Source organism: Rhodoligotrophos defluvii (genome assembly GCF_005281615.1).
GTDB classification, from domain to species: domain Bacteria; phylum Pseudomonadota; class Alphaproteobacteria; order Rhizobiales; family Im1; genus Rhodoligotrophos; species Rhodoligotrophos defluvii.
Map to the genome: position 1 here is coordinate 593,635 of NZ_SZZM01000002.1, position 13,254 is coordinate 606,888.

General features: G+C 64.6%; 14 protein-coding genes. 3 read left to right on the top strand and 11 right to left on the bottom strand.

Annotated features, from left to right (window positions below):
* Positions 1–76: 76 nt before the first annotated feature.
* From E4P09_RS11900 to E4P09_RS11950, 11 genes are all read right to left on the bottom strand, one after another.
* Complete coding sequence (locus tag E4P09_RS11900) at positions 77–1,408, bottom strand: NAD(P)/FAD-dependent oxidoreductase (protein ID WP_137389809.1); 1,332 nt, start codon at positions 1,406–1,408, stop codon at positions 77–79.
* A 21-nt stretch (positions 1,409–1,429) separates the two neighbouring features.
* Positions 1,430–2,167 (bottom strand): ABC transporter ATP-binding protein, encoded by a 738-nt coding sequence (locus E4P09_RS11905; protein WP_137389810.1) that lies wholly within the window; start codon positions 2,165–2,167, stop codon positions 1,430–1,432.
* Positions 2,082–2,921 (bottom strand): ABC transporter ATP-binding protein, encoded by an 840-nt coding sequence (locus tag E4P09_RS11910; protein WP_137389811.1) that lies wholly within the window; start codon positions 2,919–2,921, stop codon positions 2,082–2,084. Before E4P09_RS11910 ends, E4P09_RS11905 begins: the two co-directional genes overlap by 86 nt.
* The gene (locus E4P09_RS11915) at positions 2,918–3,916 is read right to left on the bottom strand and encodes an ABC transporter permease subunit (RefSeq protein ID WP_137389812.1); all 999 of its coding nucleotides are present in this window, start codon (positions 3,914–3,916) and stop codon (positions 2,918–2,920) included. Before E4P09_RS11915 ends, E4P09_RS11910 begins: the two co-directional genes overlap by 4 nt.
* Positions 3,916–4,860, bottom strand: coding sequence for a branched-chain amino acid ABC transporter permease (locus E4P09_RS11920; protein ID WP_137389813.1), 945 nt, complete (start codon positions 4,858–4,860; stop codon positions 3,916–3,918). The genes E4P09_RS11915 and E4P09_RS11920 overlap by 1 nt, the downstream gene beginning before the upstream one ends.
* Before the next feature lie 61 nt (positions 4,861–4,921).
* Positions 4,922–6,037, bottom strand: a complete 1,116-nt coding sequence (locus E4P09_RS11925) for a branched-chain amino acid ABC transporter substrate-binding protein (RefSeq protein ID WP_137389814.1) — start codon at positions 6,035–6,037, stop codon at positions 4,922–4,924.
* A 27-nt stretch (positions 6,038–6,064) separates the two neighbouring features.
* The gene (locus E4P09_RS11930) at positions 6,065–7,249 is read right to left on the bottom strand and encodes a dihydrolipoamide acetyltransferase family protein (RefSeq protein WP_170984387.1); all 1,185 of its coding nucleotides are present in this window, start codon (positions 7,247–7,249) and stop codon (positions 6,065–6,067) included.
* Positions 7,249–8,226 carry an alpha-ketoacid dehydrogenase subunit beta gene (locus E4P09_RS11935; RefSeq protein ID WP_137389816.1) on the bottom strand — a complete coding sequence of 326 codons (978 nt, stop codon included), beginning with the start codon at positions 8,224–8,226 and terminating at the stop codon, positions 7,249–7,251. Before E4P09_RS11935 ends, E4P09_RS11930 begins: the two co-directional genes overlap by 1 nt.
* Positions 8,226–9,224, bottom strand: coding sequence for a thiamine pyrophosphate-dependent dehydrogenase E1 component subunit alpha (locus E4P09_RS11940; protein WP_137389817.1), 999 nt, complete (start codon positions 9,222–9,224; stop codon positions 8,226–8,228). Before E4P09_RS11940 ends, E4P09_RS11935 begins: the two co-directional genes overlap by 1 nt.
* Positions 9,225–9,316: 92 nt before the next feature.
* Positions 9,317–10,072, bottom strand: a complete 756-nt coding sequence (locus E4P09_RS11945) for a GntR family transcriptional regulator (RefSeq protein ID WP_137389818.1) — start codon at positions 10,070–10,072, stop codon at positions 9,317–9,319.
* A 102-nt stretch (positions 10,073–10,174) separates the two neighbouring features.
* Positions 10,175–10,921 carry an SDR family oxidoreductase gene (locus E4P09_RS11950; protein ID WP_137389819.1) on the bottom strand — a complete coding sequence of 249 codons (747 nt, stop codon included), beginning with the start codon at positions 10,919–10,921 and terminating at the stop codon, positions 10,175–10,177.
* Between the two features lie 108 nt (positions 10,922–11,029).
* On the opposite strand from E4P09_RS11950, the gene E4P09_RS11955 reads away from it, so the two are divergent.
* The 3 genes from E4P09_RS11955 to E4P09_RS11965 all read left to right on the top strand — a co-directional run bounded on the left by E4P09_RS11955 (position 11,030) and on the right by E4P09_RS11965 (position 13,228).
* The gene (locus E4P09_RS11955; RefSeq protein ID WP_137389820.1) at positions 11,030–11,488 is read left to right on the top strand and encodes a DUF3237 domain-containing protein; all 459 of its coding nucleotides are present in this window, start codon (positions 11,030–11,032) and stop codon (positions 11,486–11,488) included.
* Positions 11,489–11,548: 60 nt separating this feature from the next.
* On the top strand, positions 11,549–12,340 hold the full coding sequence (locus E4P09_RS11960; RefSeq protein ID WP_137389821.1) for a galactosyltransferase Lgt5: 792 nt from the start codon (positions 11,549–11,551) through the stop codon (positions 12,338–12,340).
* A gap of 93 nt (positions 12,341–12,433) precedes the next feature.
* Positions 12,434–13,228, top strand: a complete 795-nt coding sequence (locus E4P09_RS11965) for a galactosyltransferase Lgt5 (protein ID WP_137389822.1) — start codon at positions 12,434–12,436, stop codon at positions 13,226–13,228.
* The last annotated feature ends 26 nt before the right edge of the window (positions 13,229–13,254 follow it).

Genomic DNA, 13,254 nt, shown 5'->3' on the forward strand with positions numbered 1-13,254 from the left:
CGGAAATCGTCATGGCCCGGCTTGACCGGGCCATCCAGGGCCACACGGCACACGCTAACTTCCTGGCCCGTTGCGCCTACCTGTCCAACCGGTCCTGGATCCGGTGCAGCGGATGGATGAAGCGCGCCACCTGCACTGCGATGCCGTGGGAGGGCACCGTGCGCAACGGCGTCACCGGCACGGGGCTCTCATCCTCGGTGGTCTGGTCGGTCAGCAGACGCGCGGCGAGCGCGCCCACTTGCTGGCTCAAGGCCACGCCGCGCCCCGAATAGATCCCCGCGAACAGCGCGTTCTTGCCGATCCGCATCATGCGCGGCAGCCGGTCGGGCACCACGCCCAGAACGCCCTCCCAGTATTCCTGGATCGGCCTATCGTTTAGTTGCGGAAAGGTCTCATAGAGATGCCGGGCCACCTTGCGCTTGCCCCGCGCTTCCGCATCCTGCCAGACCGTGTGCGTGCCACCGGTGACGAGGCTGCCCACCGCATCCCGGCGATAGGCACGGATGTCGCGGCGTGTGTCCGACATCGCCATGTTTGCCGGCATCACCGTGCCCAGCAGGTTGCCGGAGATGGGCCCCGTGGCCGCCTGGAACACGCGCACCGGGATCACCACCCGCGCCAGGTCGGGCCAGAAATTGCCGGTGAGCGCGTTGGTGGCGATGATGATCTTGCCGGCCCGCACCCGGCCGCTGACCGCGCCCGCCGCATTGGCGCATTGAATGAGCCAGCCCTCCCCGTCCGGGCCGAGCCCGTCCGGGCTGAGCTTCACCACCTGGGTCTGCTCATAGATGGTGCAGCCGGCCGCTTCCGCCGCCCGCGCCAGCCCCAGCACCAGGGCATAAGGATTGACATGCCCGCCCGTCGTCGCCCGCCAGCCGCCGGCATAGTTTCGCGTGCCGGCCCGCTCCGCCAACTCGTCGCCGGGCACGAAGGCCACGGACGCACCCAGCGCCTGCCACTCGCTTACGAATGCGCGCGCCCGCGCCAGGGCCGCCTCGCTGTGACAGGCCTGCATCCAGCCCTGCTGCACCCCATCGCAGGCGATCCCGTATTCGGCAATCCGCCGGAACACGGTCTCCGCCGCGCTGGCCACCATCAGGTTATAGGCATCGCCCCGCTTTTCGCCGAGCACGGCGCGGATCTCGCTCGGCGCCGCCTTGGAGTGATGCGGGATCACCTGCCCGTTGTTGCGGCCCGATGCTGCCTGCCCGATTCGCGATTGCTCGAGCACCACCACTTGGGCCCCCGCCTTGCGCAGCTCCAGTGCCGCCGCAAGGCCGGTGAAGCCGCCGCCCAGCACCGCGAACTCCACATCCACATCCCCGCCGAGCGCTGGCCGCAGGATCTCCTTTTCCCTGGAGATCTTGCGCCAGTGGTGGGGCACGTTCGGGTCGATGGGCCGCGGCATGGCGACAGTCTCGCGATCGGGTTAAAGGTGGCTGTGGCCAGCCAGGTAAAGCTCCGCCAGGCTCGGGTCCGAGATCAGCTTCTCGGCGCCCCCCTCCAGGCGGCAATGGCCGGATTCCAGCACATACGCATAGTCGCCCACCTCCAGCGCCAGCCGCACGTTCTGCTCCACCAGCACAACCGAAATGTCCTTCTTGGCGAGATCGAGGATGATCTCGAAAATCTGGTGAATGAGCTTCGGCGCCAGCCCCAGCGAAGGCTCATCCAGCAGGATCAGCGTGGGCTGGGCCATCAGCGCCCGCCCGATGGCGAGCATCTGCTGCTGGCCGCCGGACATGCGGCTGGCCGGAGAATGCCGCCGCTCCCGCAGCACGGGAAACAGGTCATAGACCTCATCCCTGATCTCGCCGAAGCTCTTGCGGCCCCGGTCGATGAACGCGGCCTGCAGGTTCTCCTCCACCGTGAGCCGCTGGAAGATTTGCCGGCCCTCCGGCGCATGCGCCAGCCCGGCTCCCACGATCCGGTGCGCCTTCCAGCCGGTAATCTCCCGGCCCTGGAAGCTGATATGGCCGCCATGAATGGTGCACATGCCGGATATGGCATTCATCAGGGTGGACTTGCCCGCGCCATTGGCCCCGAGCACCACCACGATCTCCCCCGGCATCAGCTGGAGGTCAATGTCGAACAGGATCCGCGTTGACCCGTAGCCCGCGTTCAGCTTTTCGACTTTGAGCAACGGCTCGGATGGACTCGATGTCATCGACTGTACCCAGATAGGCCTGTTGAACCTGCTCGTTGGCTTGCACCTCGGCAGGGGTGCCCTGGGCGAGCAGGGCGCCATGATGGAGCACGATGACCCGGTCGCAGAGGGTCATCACCAGATCCATGTCGTGCTCGACCACGATCAGGATGAGGTCCGGACGCCGCAGCGCCGCCAGCCGCTTCTTCAGCTCCAGCGTCTCGCCATGGTTGAGCCCCGCCGCCGGCTCGTCCAGCAGCAGCACCCGCGGCTTGCGCACCAGCGCCCGGGCGATTTCCAGCATCCGCTGCCGGCCATAGGGCAGGCTGTTCGCATCCAGGTCAGCCACGTCCGCCAGCGCGAACTGCTCCAGCAGCGCCCGGCAATGGTCGAGCCGGCCGGCCTGCCGCGCCTTGGCATAGCCGGGAATGAAGATCTCCTTCCACACACCGTTCACGTCGCGCGGATAGAGGCAGACCTCCAGATTGTCGATCACCGACATCTGCTCGAACAGGCGGATGTTCTGGTACGTGCGGGCAATTCCGGCCAGGCTGATCTGATATTTCTTCAGCGTGTGCACGGGCATCCCGTCCAGCAGGATCTCACCACTGGTGACGGTATAGGAGCCCGCCGCCATGTTGATGAGCGTCGACTTGCCGGCGCCGTTCGGCCCGATGATCCCGTAGATCAGTCCGGGCTCGAAGGTCAGGCTCACGTCATCGGTGGCGATCACCGAGCCGAAGCGCTTGCTGACATTTCGGAAAACGAGGCTCATCGGAAACGCAACCACGAGAACAGGCTGGCCGGCGTGAAGCTGCGCGGCACCAGCCCGTGGGGCCGCACGATGATCAGCACCGCCATCAGCAGGCCGAGCAGCAGCATTCGGTATTCCGCATAGTCGCGCAAAAGCTCCGGCAGCAGGATGAGGATGAACGCACCCGCGATCACCCCCAGAATATTGCCGACGCCGCCGATCACGATGATCAGCACGATCAGCACCGACTCATGGAAGGTGAAGCTCTCCGGGCTCACGAAGCGCTGGAACGCCGCGAAGATCACTCCCGCGATAGACCCGATCACCGCGCTGATCGAGAACGCGGCGAGCTTGGCATTGGTGGTGTTGATGCCGATGCCGCGCGCCGCATCCTGGTCCTCGCGGATCGCCATCCATGCCTTGCCGAGGATCGAGTTCTGCAGCCGCCAGACCACGATACCCACAAGAATGCAGGTCACCAGCAGCAGCCAGAAGATGTCCTTGGGCGTCGAGATCGTCAGGCCGAACAGGTTGATGCGGTCGATGGCGGCGATGCCCTTCGGCCCGTTGGTCACCCGGTCGGCATTGTTGATCAGCACCCGGATGATTTCGCCGAACCCAAGCGTGACGATGGCGAGGTAGTCACCCCGCAACCGCAGCACCGGTATGCCCAGCAGAATGCCGGCGATGGCCCCCAGCACGCAGGCGATCAGCACGATGACCAGGAAGGGCAGGTGCAGGTCGAACATCGGGCTGGCCAGCAGCGCATAGGTATAGGCGCCGATCGCGTAGAACGCCACGAAACCGAGATCGAGCAGGCCGGCATAGCCGATGACGATATTCAGACCCATGCCGAGCAGCACATAGATCAGGATGCTGTCCAGCACGCGCACGTAGTAGTTCGGCATGAACGGCACGCAGGCCGCCAGCACCACCGCCGCCAGGATGAGCGCGAAGCCCACCACCTTGGTGGACGTGGCCGGCGCCTTGGTCGCGGACGAGCTCACGGCACTCATCAGAAGTCCCTCTTATAGACCATGGTCTCTTCCGAGACCCGCTCGCCGAGCAGGCCAGAGGGCTTGAACAGCAGCACGAGGATGAGGGCAGCGAAGGCAAAGATGTCGCGATATTCGGTACCGAGATAGCCGTCGGTCAGGATCGGCAGCATGGCGGTGCCGAACACCTCCAGGAAGCCCAGCACGAAGCCGCCGATCATGGCGCCGGGAATGCTGCCGATGCCGCCGAGAATGGCCGCGGTGAACGCCTTGAGGCCGACGATCACGCCCATGGTGGGCGTCATCACCCCGTAATAGCTGGCATACAGAATGCCGGCGATGGCGCCCAGACCGGGGCCGATGAAGAAGATCAGGCTGATCGCCTTGTCAATATCGATGCCGAGCAGCTGGGCCGTGCGCATGTTCTCGGAGACCGCCCGTACATTGATGCCGAGCCGTGTGCTCGACACGAAGCGGTTCAGCGCGAACATCAACAGCAGCGCGCAGAGGATGATGCCGATCTGCACCGTCGTGATATTGGCGCCGGCGAACTGGAGATGGATTGCCGGAAAGAGGGTGGCAAAGCCGATCGGCTGCGGGCCGGCCACGAGCTGCACCGCCGCCTGCAAGGCCAGTGAGATGCCGAGCGAGCTCAGCATGGGTGCGAGCCTGGAGCTGTGCCGCAGCGGCTTGTAGGCCGCCCGCTCGATGGCGACGCCAATCAGCCCGATGGCAATGAACGCACCAATGAAAATGAACAGCGCCCCGAAGAGCCCCGCCCCATGCGGGAACAAGAAAATCACGAAAATCAGCGCCGCATAGGCACCGAGCATGAACATCTCGCCATGGGCGAAATTGATGAGGCGGAGCACGCCATAGACCATGGTATAGCCAAGCGCGATCAGCGCGTAGATCGCGCCGATGGTCAGGGCGTTCACGGCCTGCTGAAGGATCAGTCCCGTCATTGATACCGCATCGAACGAGGTGGGCGGGTGCGGCCGACTGCGGCCACACCCCGATCAATGATCAGCTGCCGCTCTTGCCCGCCAGGACGAAGCCGTCGTCCTTGACTTCATAGAGGAAGATGGGAGCAGTCGTCAGTTCGCCTTCCGGCGTAAACTCGATCGGCCCCAGGGCTGAGTCGAACTTCACGTCATGCAGCACCGCCAGGATGCCCTCCCGGGTCGGCTCCTCGGCCAGCTTCACCGCCTCGCCAAGCACCTGGGCGGCGACATAGCCGTACACAGAATAGGCGCCGACGTCCTGGCCGAATTTCGCCTTGTAGTCCGCGGCGAACTTCTTCAGCGCCTCGGTCGAGTCCATCGGCGGCACCTGGAACGACACCAGCACGCCCTGGGCCGCATCCTTGCCCGCCTGGCTGATCAGGTCAGGCGTATAGCCGCCATCCGGCACGATGAGCCGGGCGTTCAGGCCCTGCTCCTTCATCTGCTTGGCGAACAGCGCCAGCTGCGGCATCACCGCGCCGAGATAGACCACGTCCGGCTGCTGGCCCTTGAGCTGGGTGATCAGCGCGGTGAAATCGACGTCCGTCGGGTTCACGGAAGAGGTCGACGTCACGGTGCCGCCTGCCTTGGTGAAGTTGTCCGAAAAGATTTCGGCCACGCCCTGGCCGAAAGCCTGCTTGTCGTGCACCACCGCGGCCTTCTCCGCCTTCAGCGTCTCGCGCGCATACTGCGCGGGGAAGCCGGCCTGGGCGAAATCGTTGGCGATCGGCCGCACGATATGCTCGAAGCCCTGCTGCGTGATCGCCGGGTTCGACGCAATGTTGATCTGCGGCATGCCGCAGTCGGAATAGATCGGCAGGGCTGGCAGAGCCACGCCGCTGTTGAAATGGGCCAGCACCGCGACAATCGAGTCGTCGTCGCAGAATTTCTGCGCCACCAGCGTGCCCTCGCGCGGGTCGGCCTTGTCGTCCTCACCGTGGAATACGAAGGTGTTGCCGTTGATGCCGCCGGCCGCGTTCACCTCGTCGAAATACATCCGCATGCCGTTCTGCAGCGTCGTGCCGAAATAGGCCTGCGGCCCCGTGATGGGGGCCGCCGCGCCGACGCCGAGCTCCTCGGCCTGGGCGCCGGCCGTCAGCAGCAAAGCGGCGACGATACCAGCGATCGTCCTTTTCATTCCCTGTCTCCCTATTCGAGAAGCAACTCACGTTGACAAGACATTCCCGCCTTCTAGGCCGTTCTTCAAGTCCCCCAGGAAGCGGGCGACGTCGGCCCCGTCGAGCACGCGATGATCCGCGGTCACACTGAAATGCGCGACCGGCCGTGTCTCGAGACGGCCGCCCTCGAACAGGGTGACATTGCGGAATGCGGGAACGGCGAGGATCGCGGCCGCCGGCGGGTTGAGCGCGGCCGTGAATGCGGTGACCCCGAAACTGCCGAGATTCGAGATCGAAAAGGTGCCACCAGTGATATCGGCGGGGCTGAGCCGTTGCGATTGCGCCTTCACCTTCAGCTCGGCCATGCGCTGGGCAATGGCCTCCGGGCCCAGGCTGTCGGCCCGGTGCACCACCGGCACCACCAGACCCAGGTCGGTGGCGATGGCAACGCCGATATTGATGTCGGCGTTGAACAGCACGCCCTTGCCGTCCCACTGCGCGTTGACGCGCGGGTGATGGCGCAAAATGCGCGCAACCGCGGCTATGATCAGGTCATTCAGCGTGGCGCGGCCGCCCTGCTGCTTGATGCGGGCCCGGGCTTCCAGAAGCTTGCCGCCGTCGATATCCATGCCCACCGTGAAGGCCGGAATGGCGGCCGCGCGCACCATGTGGCTGGCCATGGCCCGGCGGTAGCCCTCTCCTACCGCTGGCGAAGTCGCCGTTGCTGGCTGCGGTTGCGGCTGCGCCGTGGCGGAGGGTGGGAGCAGGGCCTCAACATCCGCCCGGCGGATGCGGCCGCCGGGGCCGGAGCCCTTGACACCGGTCAGGTCAATGCCGCGATCCCGGGCAATGCGCTTGGCCAGCGGTGAGGCAAACACTTTGGGCAGACGGCGGGCAAGCCCTGAGCTTTCCTCTCGTGCTTGCGCCTGAACCATGGGCGCCGCCGGCGCCGCTTCCGCCGGAGCCTCGGCGCCATTGGCGATCCGGGCCAGCACGGAGCCCACCTTGATCTCCTCGCCCGGCTTGGCCAGCAGTTCCTGCACCACGCCCGCTGTCGGCGCGGTGACCTCGGTCGCGGCCTTGGCCGTCTCGACCACCGCCAGCACCTGGCCCTCGCCCACCGCCGTGCCGGGGCTCACGGTCCATTCCACCAGCACGGCGGAATCCATGTATTCACCGCCGGCGCCCACCAGGGTCACGTCATGCAGCCCCTTGCCGCCGGCCGCCGACATCAGCCGGTCCTCCCGTCCATGGCCAGCACACCGGCGACGATCTTCTCGGCATCCGGCAGGACAGCAGTCTCCAGCGGCTGGCTGTAGGGAATGGGCGTGTCGAAGGTGCCGATCCGGCATACCGGCGCATCGAGATATTCGAAGGCCTGTTCGGAAATCGTGGCCGCCACCTCGGCCCCAAACCCGCCGAAGCGCCAGCCTTCATTCACCACCACTGCCCGCGTTGTCTTCTTCACCGAGGCGATGATCGTTTCCGTATCCAGCGGCCGCAGGCTGCGCAGGTCGATCACCTCGGCCGAGATGCCGCGGCCGGCCAGCGCCTCCGCCGCCTTCTCCGCCTCCAGCACCATTTTGGAATTGGCGATCAGCGTGACGTCGCTGCCCTCACGCACCATCCGCGCCTTGCCAATCTCCACCACATGGTCACCGTCCGGCACCTCGCCCGCGCTGTTGTAGAGCAGCTTGTGCTCCAGAAAGACCACCGGGTTCGGGTCGCGTATGGCGGCGGTCAGCAGGCCCTTGGCATCGGCGGGGGTCACCGGGCTCACCACCTTGATGCCGGGAATATGCGCCACCAGCGCATCCAGCGACTTCGAGTGCTGGGCTCCGGCACCCGAGCCGCCGCCGCCTTGCGTGCGGATGACCATAGGCACCTGCACCGGCCACAGATAGGGCAGGACAGACGCTTGGTTGATCAGGGCATCCAGCGTCAGCGGCAGGAAATCCGCATACATGATCTCCAGCACCGGCTTGAGCCCGCTCATCGCCGCGCCCACGCACATATAGGTCATCGCCTGCTCGGAAATCGGCGTATCGCGCACCCGAAGATCGCCGAACTCGGCTTGCAGGTCGCGCGTCACCTTGAACACGCCGCCATAGATGCCGATGTCCTCGCCGTAGAGCACGACTGATTGATCCCGCAGCATCTCGCTGCGCAGCGCCTCACGCAGCGCCTCCGCATACCGCATGCGCGCCATCAGTGCGTCTCCACGAATTCCGGCACATCGGCCTCGGCGGCATCGGGCAGCGGGTCGGAAAGGGCCTGCTCGAAGGCGCTGTCGCAGGCGGCAACAGCCTCTTCCTCCGCCTGGCGCACCCGCGCCTCGCCGGTCAGGTCCAGCAGCAGCTTGCGCGTGCGCAGGATGGGGTCGCGCGGCCGCCACGCATCAATCTCGTCCTGGGGCTGGTAGCCACCCATGTCGCTGGTCGAGAAGCCCACCAGCCGGTAGGTCTTCGCCTCGATGAAGGTCGGCCCCTCGCCGGCGCGCGCCCGCTCCACCGCCTCGCTCACCGTGTCATAGACCTGGAGCACGTCATTGCCGTCGATCTTGACGCCCGGCATGTTGTATCCGGCGGCGCGCACCACCAGGTCCTCCACCGCCGATTGGTAACGGGCATGGGCGGTCAAGCCGTATTCGTTATGCTCGCAGATGAACACGATCGGCAGCTTCCACAGGCCCGCCATGTTCATGGCCTCGTGGCAGATGCCCGCCTGAGCCGCGCCATCGCCGAAAAAGGTCACCGCAACCTCGCCGCAGCCATGCAGCTGATGGGCCAGCGCCTGGCCAAGCGCCAGGGGAATGCCGGCGCCGACGATGGCGTTGCCGCCGACCATACCCTGTTCCACGTCGGCGATCAGCATATGGCCGGCCTTGCCGCGGCTATAGCCGGTGGCGCGGCCGAAGATCTCCGCCACGATGCGGTGCGGATCAAGGCCCTTGCCCACGTAATGGGCGTGTCCCCTATGGGTGCTGGTGACGGTGTCCGTCGCCCGCAGCGGCGCCGTGCCGCCGATGCCGACCGCCTCCTGCCCGTCGCAGCGATGAATAGGTCCCCGTGTCCGGCCCTGCTTGTGCAACTCGCCCAGCCGTTCTTCCATCCGCCGGACGAGCACCATCTTGCCGAACATGTCGAGCAGAAGCTCCGGGTCGGGCGCATTGCGCAGGCCCGCCGGGAGAGAAGCCGCCTCACCCATTGGTCTCCAATCCTCCACTGCGAATTATCGCAGCAGAAGGCTGGCCGATCGTCAAGCAAAAGTGTCGACACATGTGCATTTAATTAGCCGACTCACACAACCGGGCTGCGCCCCAGCTCCGTCTGCTCGGGGCTCTCCGAGCCGTTCGCCGTCTCAGCGTAGAGCTTGAAGAAAGCCTCCTTCATCACCACCGTCGCATCGTCCACGGTAAGCGAAATATGCCCCTGCAGCAGCTGTTTGCCGGCCTCGGCATCGCGCGCCTTCAGCGCCTCCACGATCCGGGTGTGCTCGATCACGCTCTTCGGATGCTGCTTGCCGTGGGCGATCTGGATGCGCCGGACGAAACGGATCCGCGCGTTGACGCTCTCCAGCACACCGACGATCTCCTCGTTCCCGGCGAGCTGCGCGAGCCGCATGTGGAACTGCTCGTCGAGCGCCAGAATCTCGTCCGCATCCTCATGTCTGTAGCGTTCCAATGCCTGGCTCCAGAACGCCTCCACCCCGGCGATCGCCTCATCGCTGGCGCGGGCGCAGGCCAGGGCGAAGCCGCCCTGCTCGATGACGGTCCTGAGCTCGAACAGCTTCAGCAGGATGTCGATATCGGGCGCCCGAAAGAAGAAACCGCGGTTTGGCTGAAATCCGAGAAAGCCCTCGCTCGCCAGCCTGTTCAGTGCCTCGCGCACGGGGGTGCGGCTCACATCCAGCTGCCGGGCCAGCTGCACCTCGTTGATCCGCTCGTCCGGCCTGAGCCGGAAGTCCATCGCCAGGCTGCGGATCACGCGGTAGACACGCTCGGCACTGTCCGCACGGCGAGGAACACGAGATCTCGTCTGGCTTGAACTTGTCATCGGCTGCGCTGCCACCTCGCGAAGGGGCGAATTTACGTATTGAACATCCCGATGCAGGCTGGTTCCGTCAAGCCTGATGAGATATCCATCCAGCAGCCGCCGTTAGCCGGCCTTTCCCCGCGCCGGGAACACGAACCCGCCGAAGGCCTGATCCGTCGGCACCACTTCGATGAAGCTCAGGTCCACCCGCTCCGGCAGGGTAAGGGCCGCGGCCAGCGCCTCGGCCACATCTTCCGGCTGCACGGCCCGATGCGATTGATAGAGCGATGACTTCAGCTTGTCGCGATCGCCGCCGAAGCTTTCGAGATAGATGTCGGTCTCGACCCGCCCCGGGCTGATCTCGGTCACCCGCACGCCTGTCCCGGCAAGGTCATAGCGCAGCACCGTTCCGGCATGGGAGAGGCCAGCCTTGGCCGCCGCATATGGGGCCGATCCGGGAAGCGTGTATCTCGATGCCGTCGTCGTCAGGTTAAAGATGTGGCCCCGCCCGCGCGCGATCATTCCGGGCAGAACCGCCTGCGTCAGCTGCAGCGGCGCCGTGAGATTGACGGCGATCATCCGCGCGACATCCCCCGGGCTGATCTCCTGCAGCGGCTTCACCGCCGTGATCAGCCCCGCATTGTTGACGAGAACGTCCACATCCAAGTCTCTCACCGCCTCGAGCATGCTGTCGGTTTTTTCCAGATCAGCCACGATCGGGCGGATGCCGAGCTCCGCTGCGAGCCGGTCTAGAGCCGCGCCATCGCGTGCCAGCCCGAACACCTCCAGATCGAGAGCCCGCAGCTTCCGCGTGATCGCAAGCCCGATACCCTTGGAAGCCCCTGTCACCAAAGCGCTGCGATAGTTCATTGCTCATCCCTTGTTCCAAAAATGGCCTGCCTTCCCTGTCCACCAACAACAGGGTTGTGGAACGGGCGTTTCCCGCCGATGAATAGCGGGCTTGAAGGAGGAGGTCTTATGGATCCTATCCAAACAGAATTTCTGTTCGAGATGCGCATCGGTGTAAACGCCCCGCTCTCGGTGGGCAAGACGGAAGCCGGCGAGCGCCGGTTCACGGTGATCACCGGTGGCCGGTTCGAGGGCCCCAGGCTCAAGGGCGAAATTCTCCCCGGCGGCGCCGACTCCATCTTCATCGAGCCGGACGGCATGACCAAGATCGACGTGCGTGGTGTCCTCAGAACCGATGATGGCGCCCTGATCTATATGCAATATATCGGCCGCCGACACGGTCCGGCCGAAGTGATGGCTCGGCTTGCCCGTGGCGAGAATGTTGACCCCTCGGAATACTACTTCCGCACCGCCCTGACCTTCGAGACCGGCGACCGCCGCTATGCCTGGCTCAATGGTGTGGTCGCCGTGGCCACCGGCAACCGGCCACCGCAGGGCCCTACCTATAAAGTGTATCGATTGCTCTAATACACCAAATGGTGGCATAGGCATGCAATTCCAGCCGCTGATTCGATGAAGAATTGCCACATGCCTGATCTTCCCACCGTACACACGCTCTGGATCGGGTCGTCTCTGGGCCCTCTCGCCAGAGCGTGTCTGAAATCGTTCCTCGCTGTCGGCCACCCCGTCATCCTGCACGTCTATGAAAATATGCCGGACGTGCCTGCCGGCATCGAGCTGAGAGACGCTAGCGAGACCCTGTCCCGTGACCGCCTCTTCCGTCATCGCAAGGGCAGCATCTCGCCTTTCGCAGACGTGTTCCGTTACCGCTTGCTCCGCAATGGCGCTGAACTCTATGCGGATTGCGATGTCTACTGCCTGCGCCCGATACCCCGGGCCGACTACATCTTCGGCTTGCAGGACGACTCGATCATCAACAATGCTGTCTTGGCGTTGCCAGCGGATTCATCGCTCCTGGCGACCCTGATCAGCATCACAGAGCAGCCGCATTTCGTGCCGCCCTGGCTTCCCCGCTCGAAGCGATGGCGGTTGGCATTATCGTCCCGCGCAAGGATACGCAGGCTTCCCGCCGCATTGCCGTGGGGAAGTCTCGGCCCCAATGCCCTCACGCACTACGCCAAGCGGCTCGGCGTGCACCATCTCGCTCTGCCTGTAGATGTGTTCTATCCCGTCAGTCCCGGGTGCAGCTCACTGCTCTGCGATCCGGAACTGTCCATTGAAGATCTGGTCACCCCCCGCACACGCTGCATCCACCTTTGGAACGAAGTGCTCCGGCGCCGAATGCCACATATCCCGCGCTCCTCACCACTCGGGCGTATCTTGGCTCTGCGCGCAGACGTTCAACTGAACGCGGCCTAGGTAGACTGTCGAAGCGATTCAACTATCGAGGGTTGTCACAAAAAATAACCTTCATAAGATGAGCGACGATTCTCGAAGCTCATGAGCAATGGAATGGCGGCGCTCCCCGTTGTGCACACATTTTGGATCGGTCCCAAGCTCGGTCCGGTGGCCACTGCGTGTTTGAGGTCCTTTCTCACCGTCGGGCATCCGGTGGTACTCCACGTCTATGACGAGCCCGCCGACACACCCCCCGGCATCGTCCTGCGAGATGCGAACGAGATCGTCCCGCGTGACCGAGTTGTCCAGCATCAGCAATCGGGGAGCTACGCGCTTTTCTCTGACATTTTCCGCTACCGGCTACTGCGCAATGGGGCCGATCTCTATGCCGACTGTGATGTCTTTTGCCTAAAGCCGATCCCGCGCAACGATTACGTCTTCGGTTATCAGGATATTCGCTTCATCAACGGCGCCGTCTTGGCGCTGCCTCCCCAATCGGAATTGCTGCAGACGCTCTTGAGCATTTCCGAAGACCCTGGCTTTATACCGCCGTGGCTGTCGCGCGCCAAACAGCGGCGTCTGCGCTGGGCCAAGCGGCTGAGGCGGCATCCGGGGCTGCCCGCCCTCACATGGGGAAGTATCGGCCCTCTTGCGATCACACATTTCGCCAAGCAGCTTGGCGTGGATCATTTGGCGCAGCCTATCGATATCTTCTACCCGGTCAGCTACTGGCACTTCTCGCTGCTGTTGGACCCCGACCTCGCCTTGTCCGAGCTTGTCACCACCCGCAGCTGCTGTGTCCATCTCTGGAACGAGCTGATTCGAGAAAAGAATCCCGTCGTGCCGCCGTCATCGCCGCTCGGGCGCATGCTTGAGCTCGAGACCGAGACCCAGCTGAAGGCAGCCTGACCTTTCCGGCCAGGTCGCTACCTCTG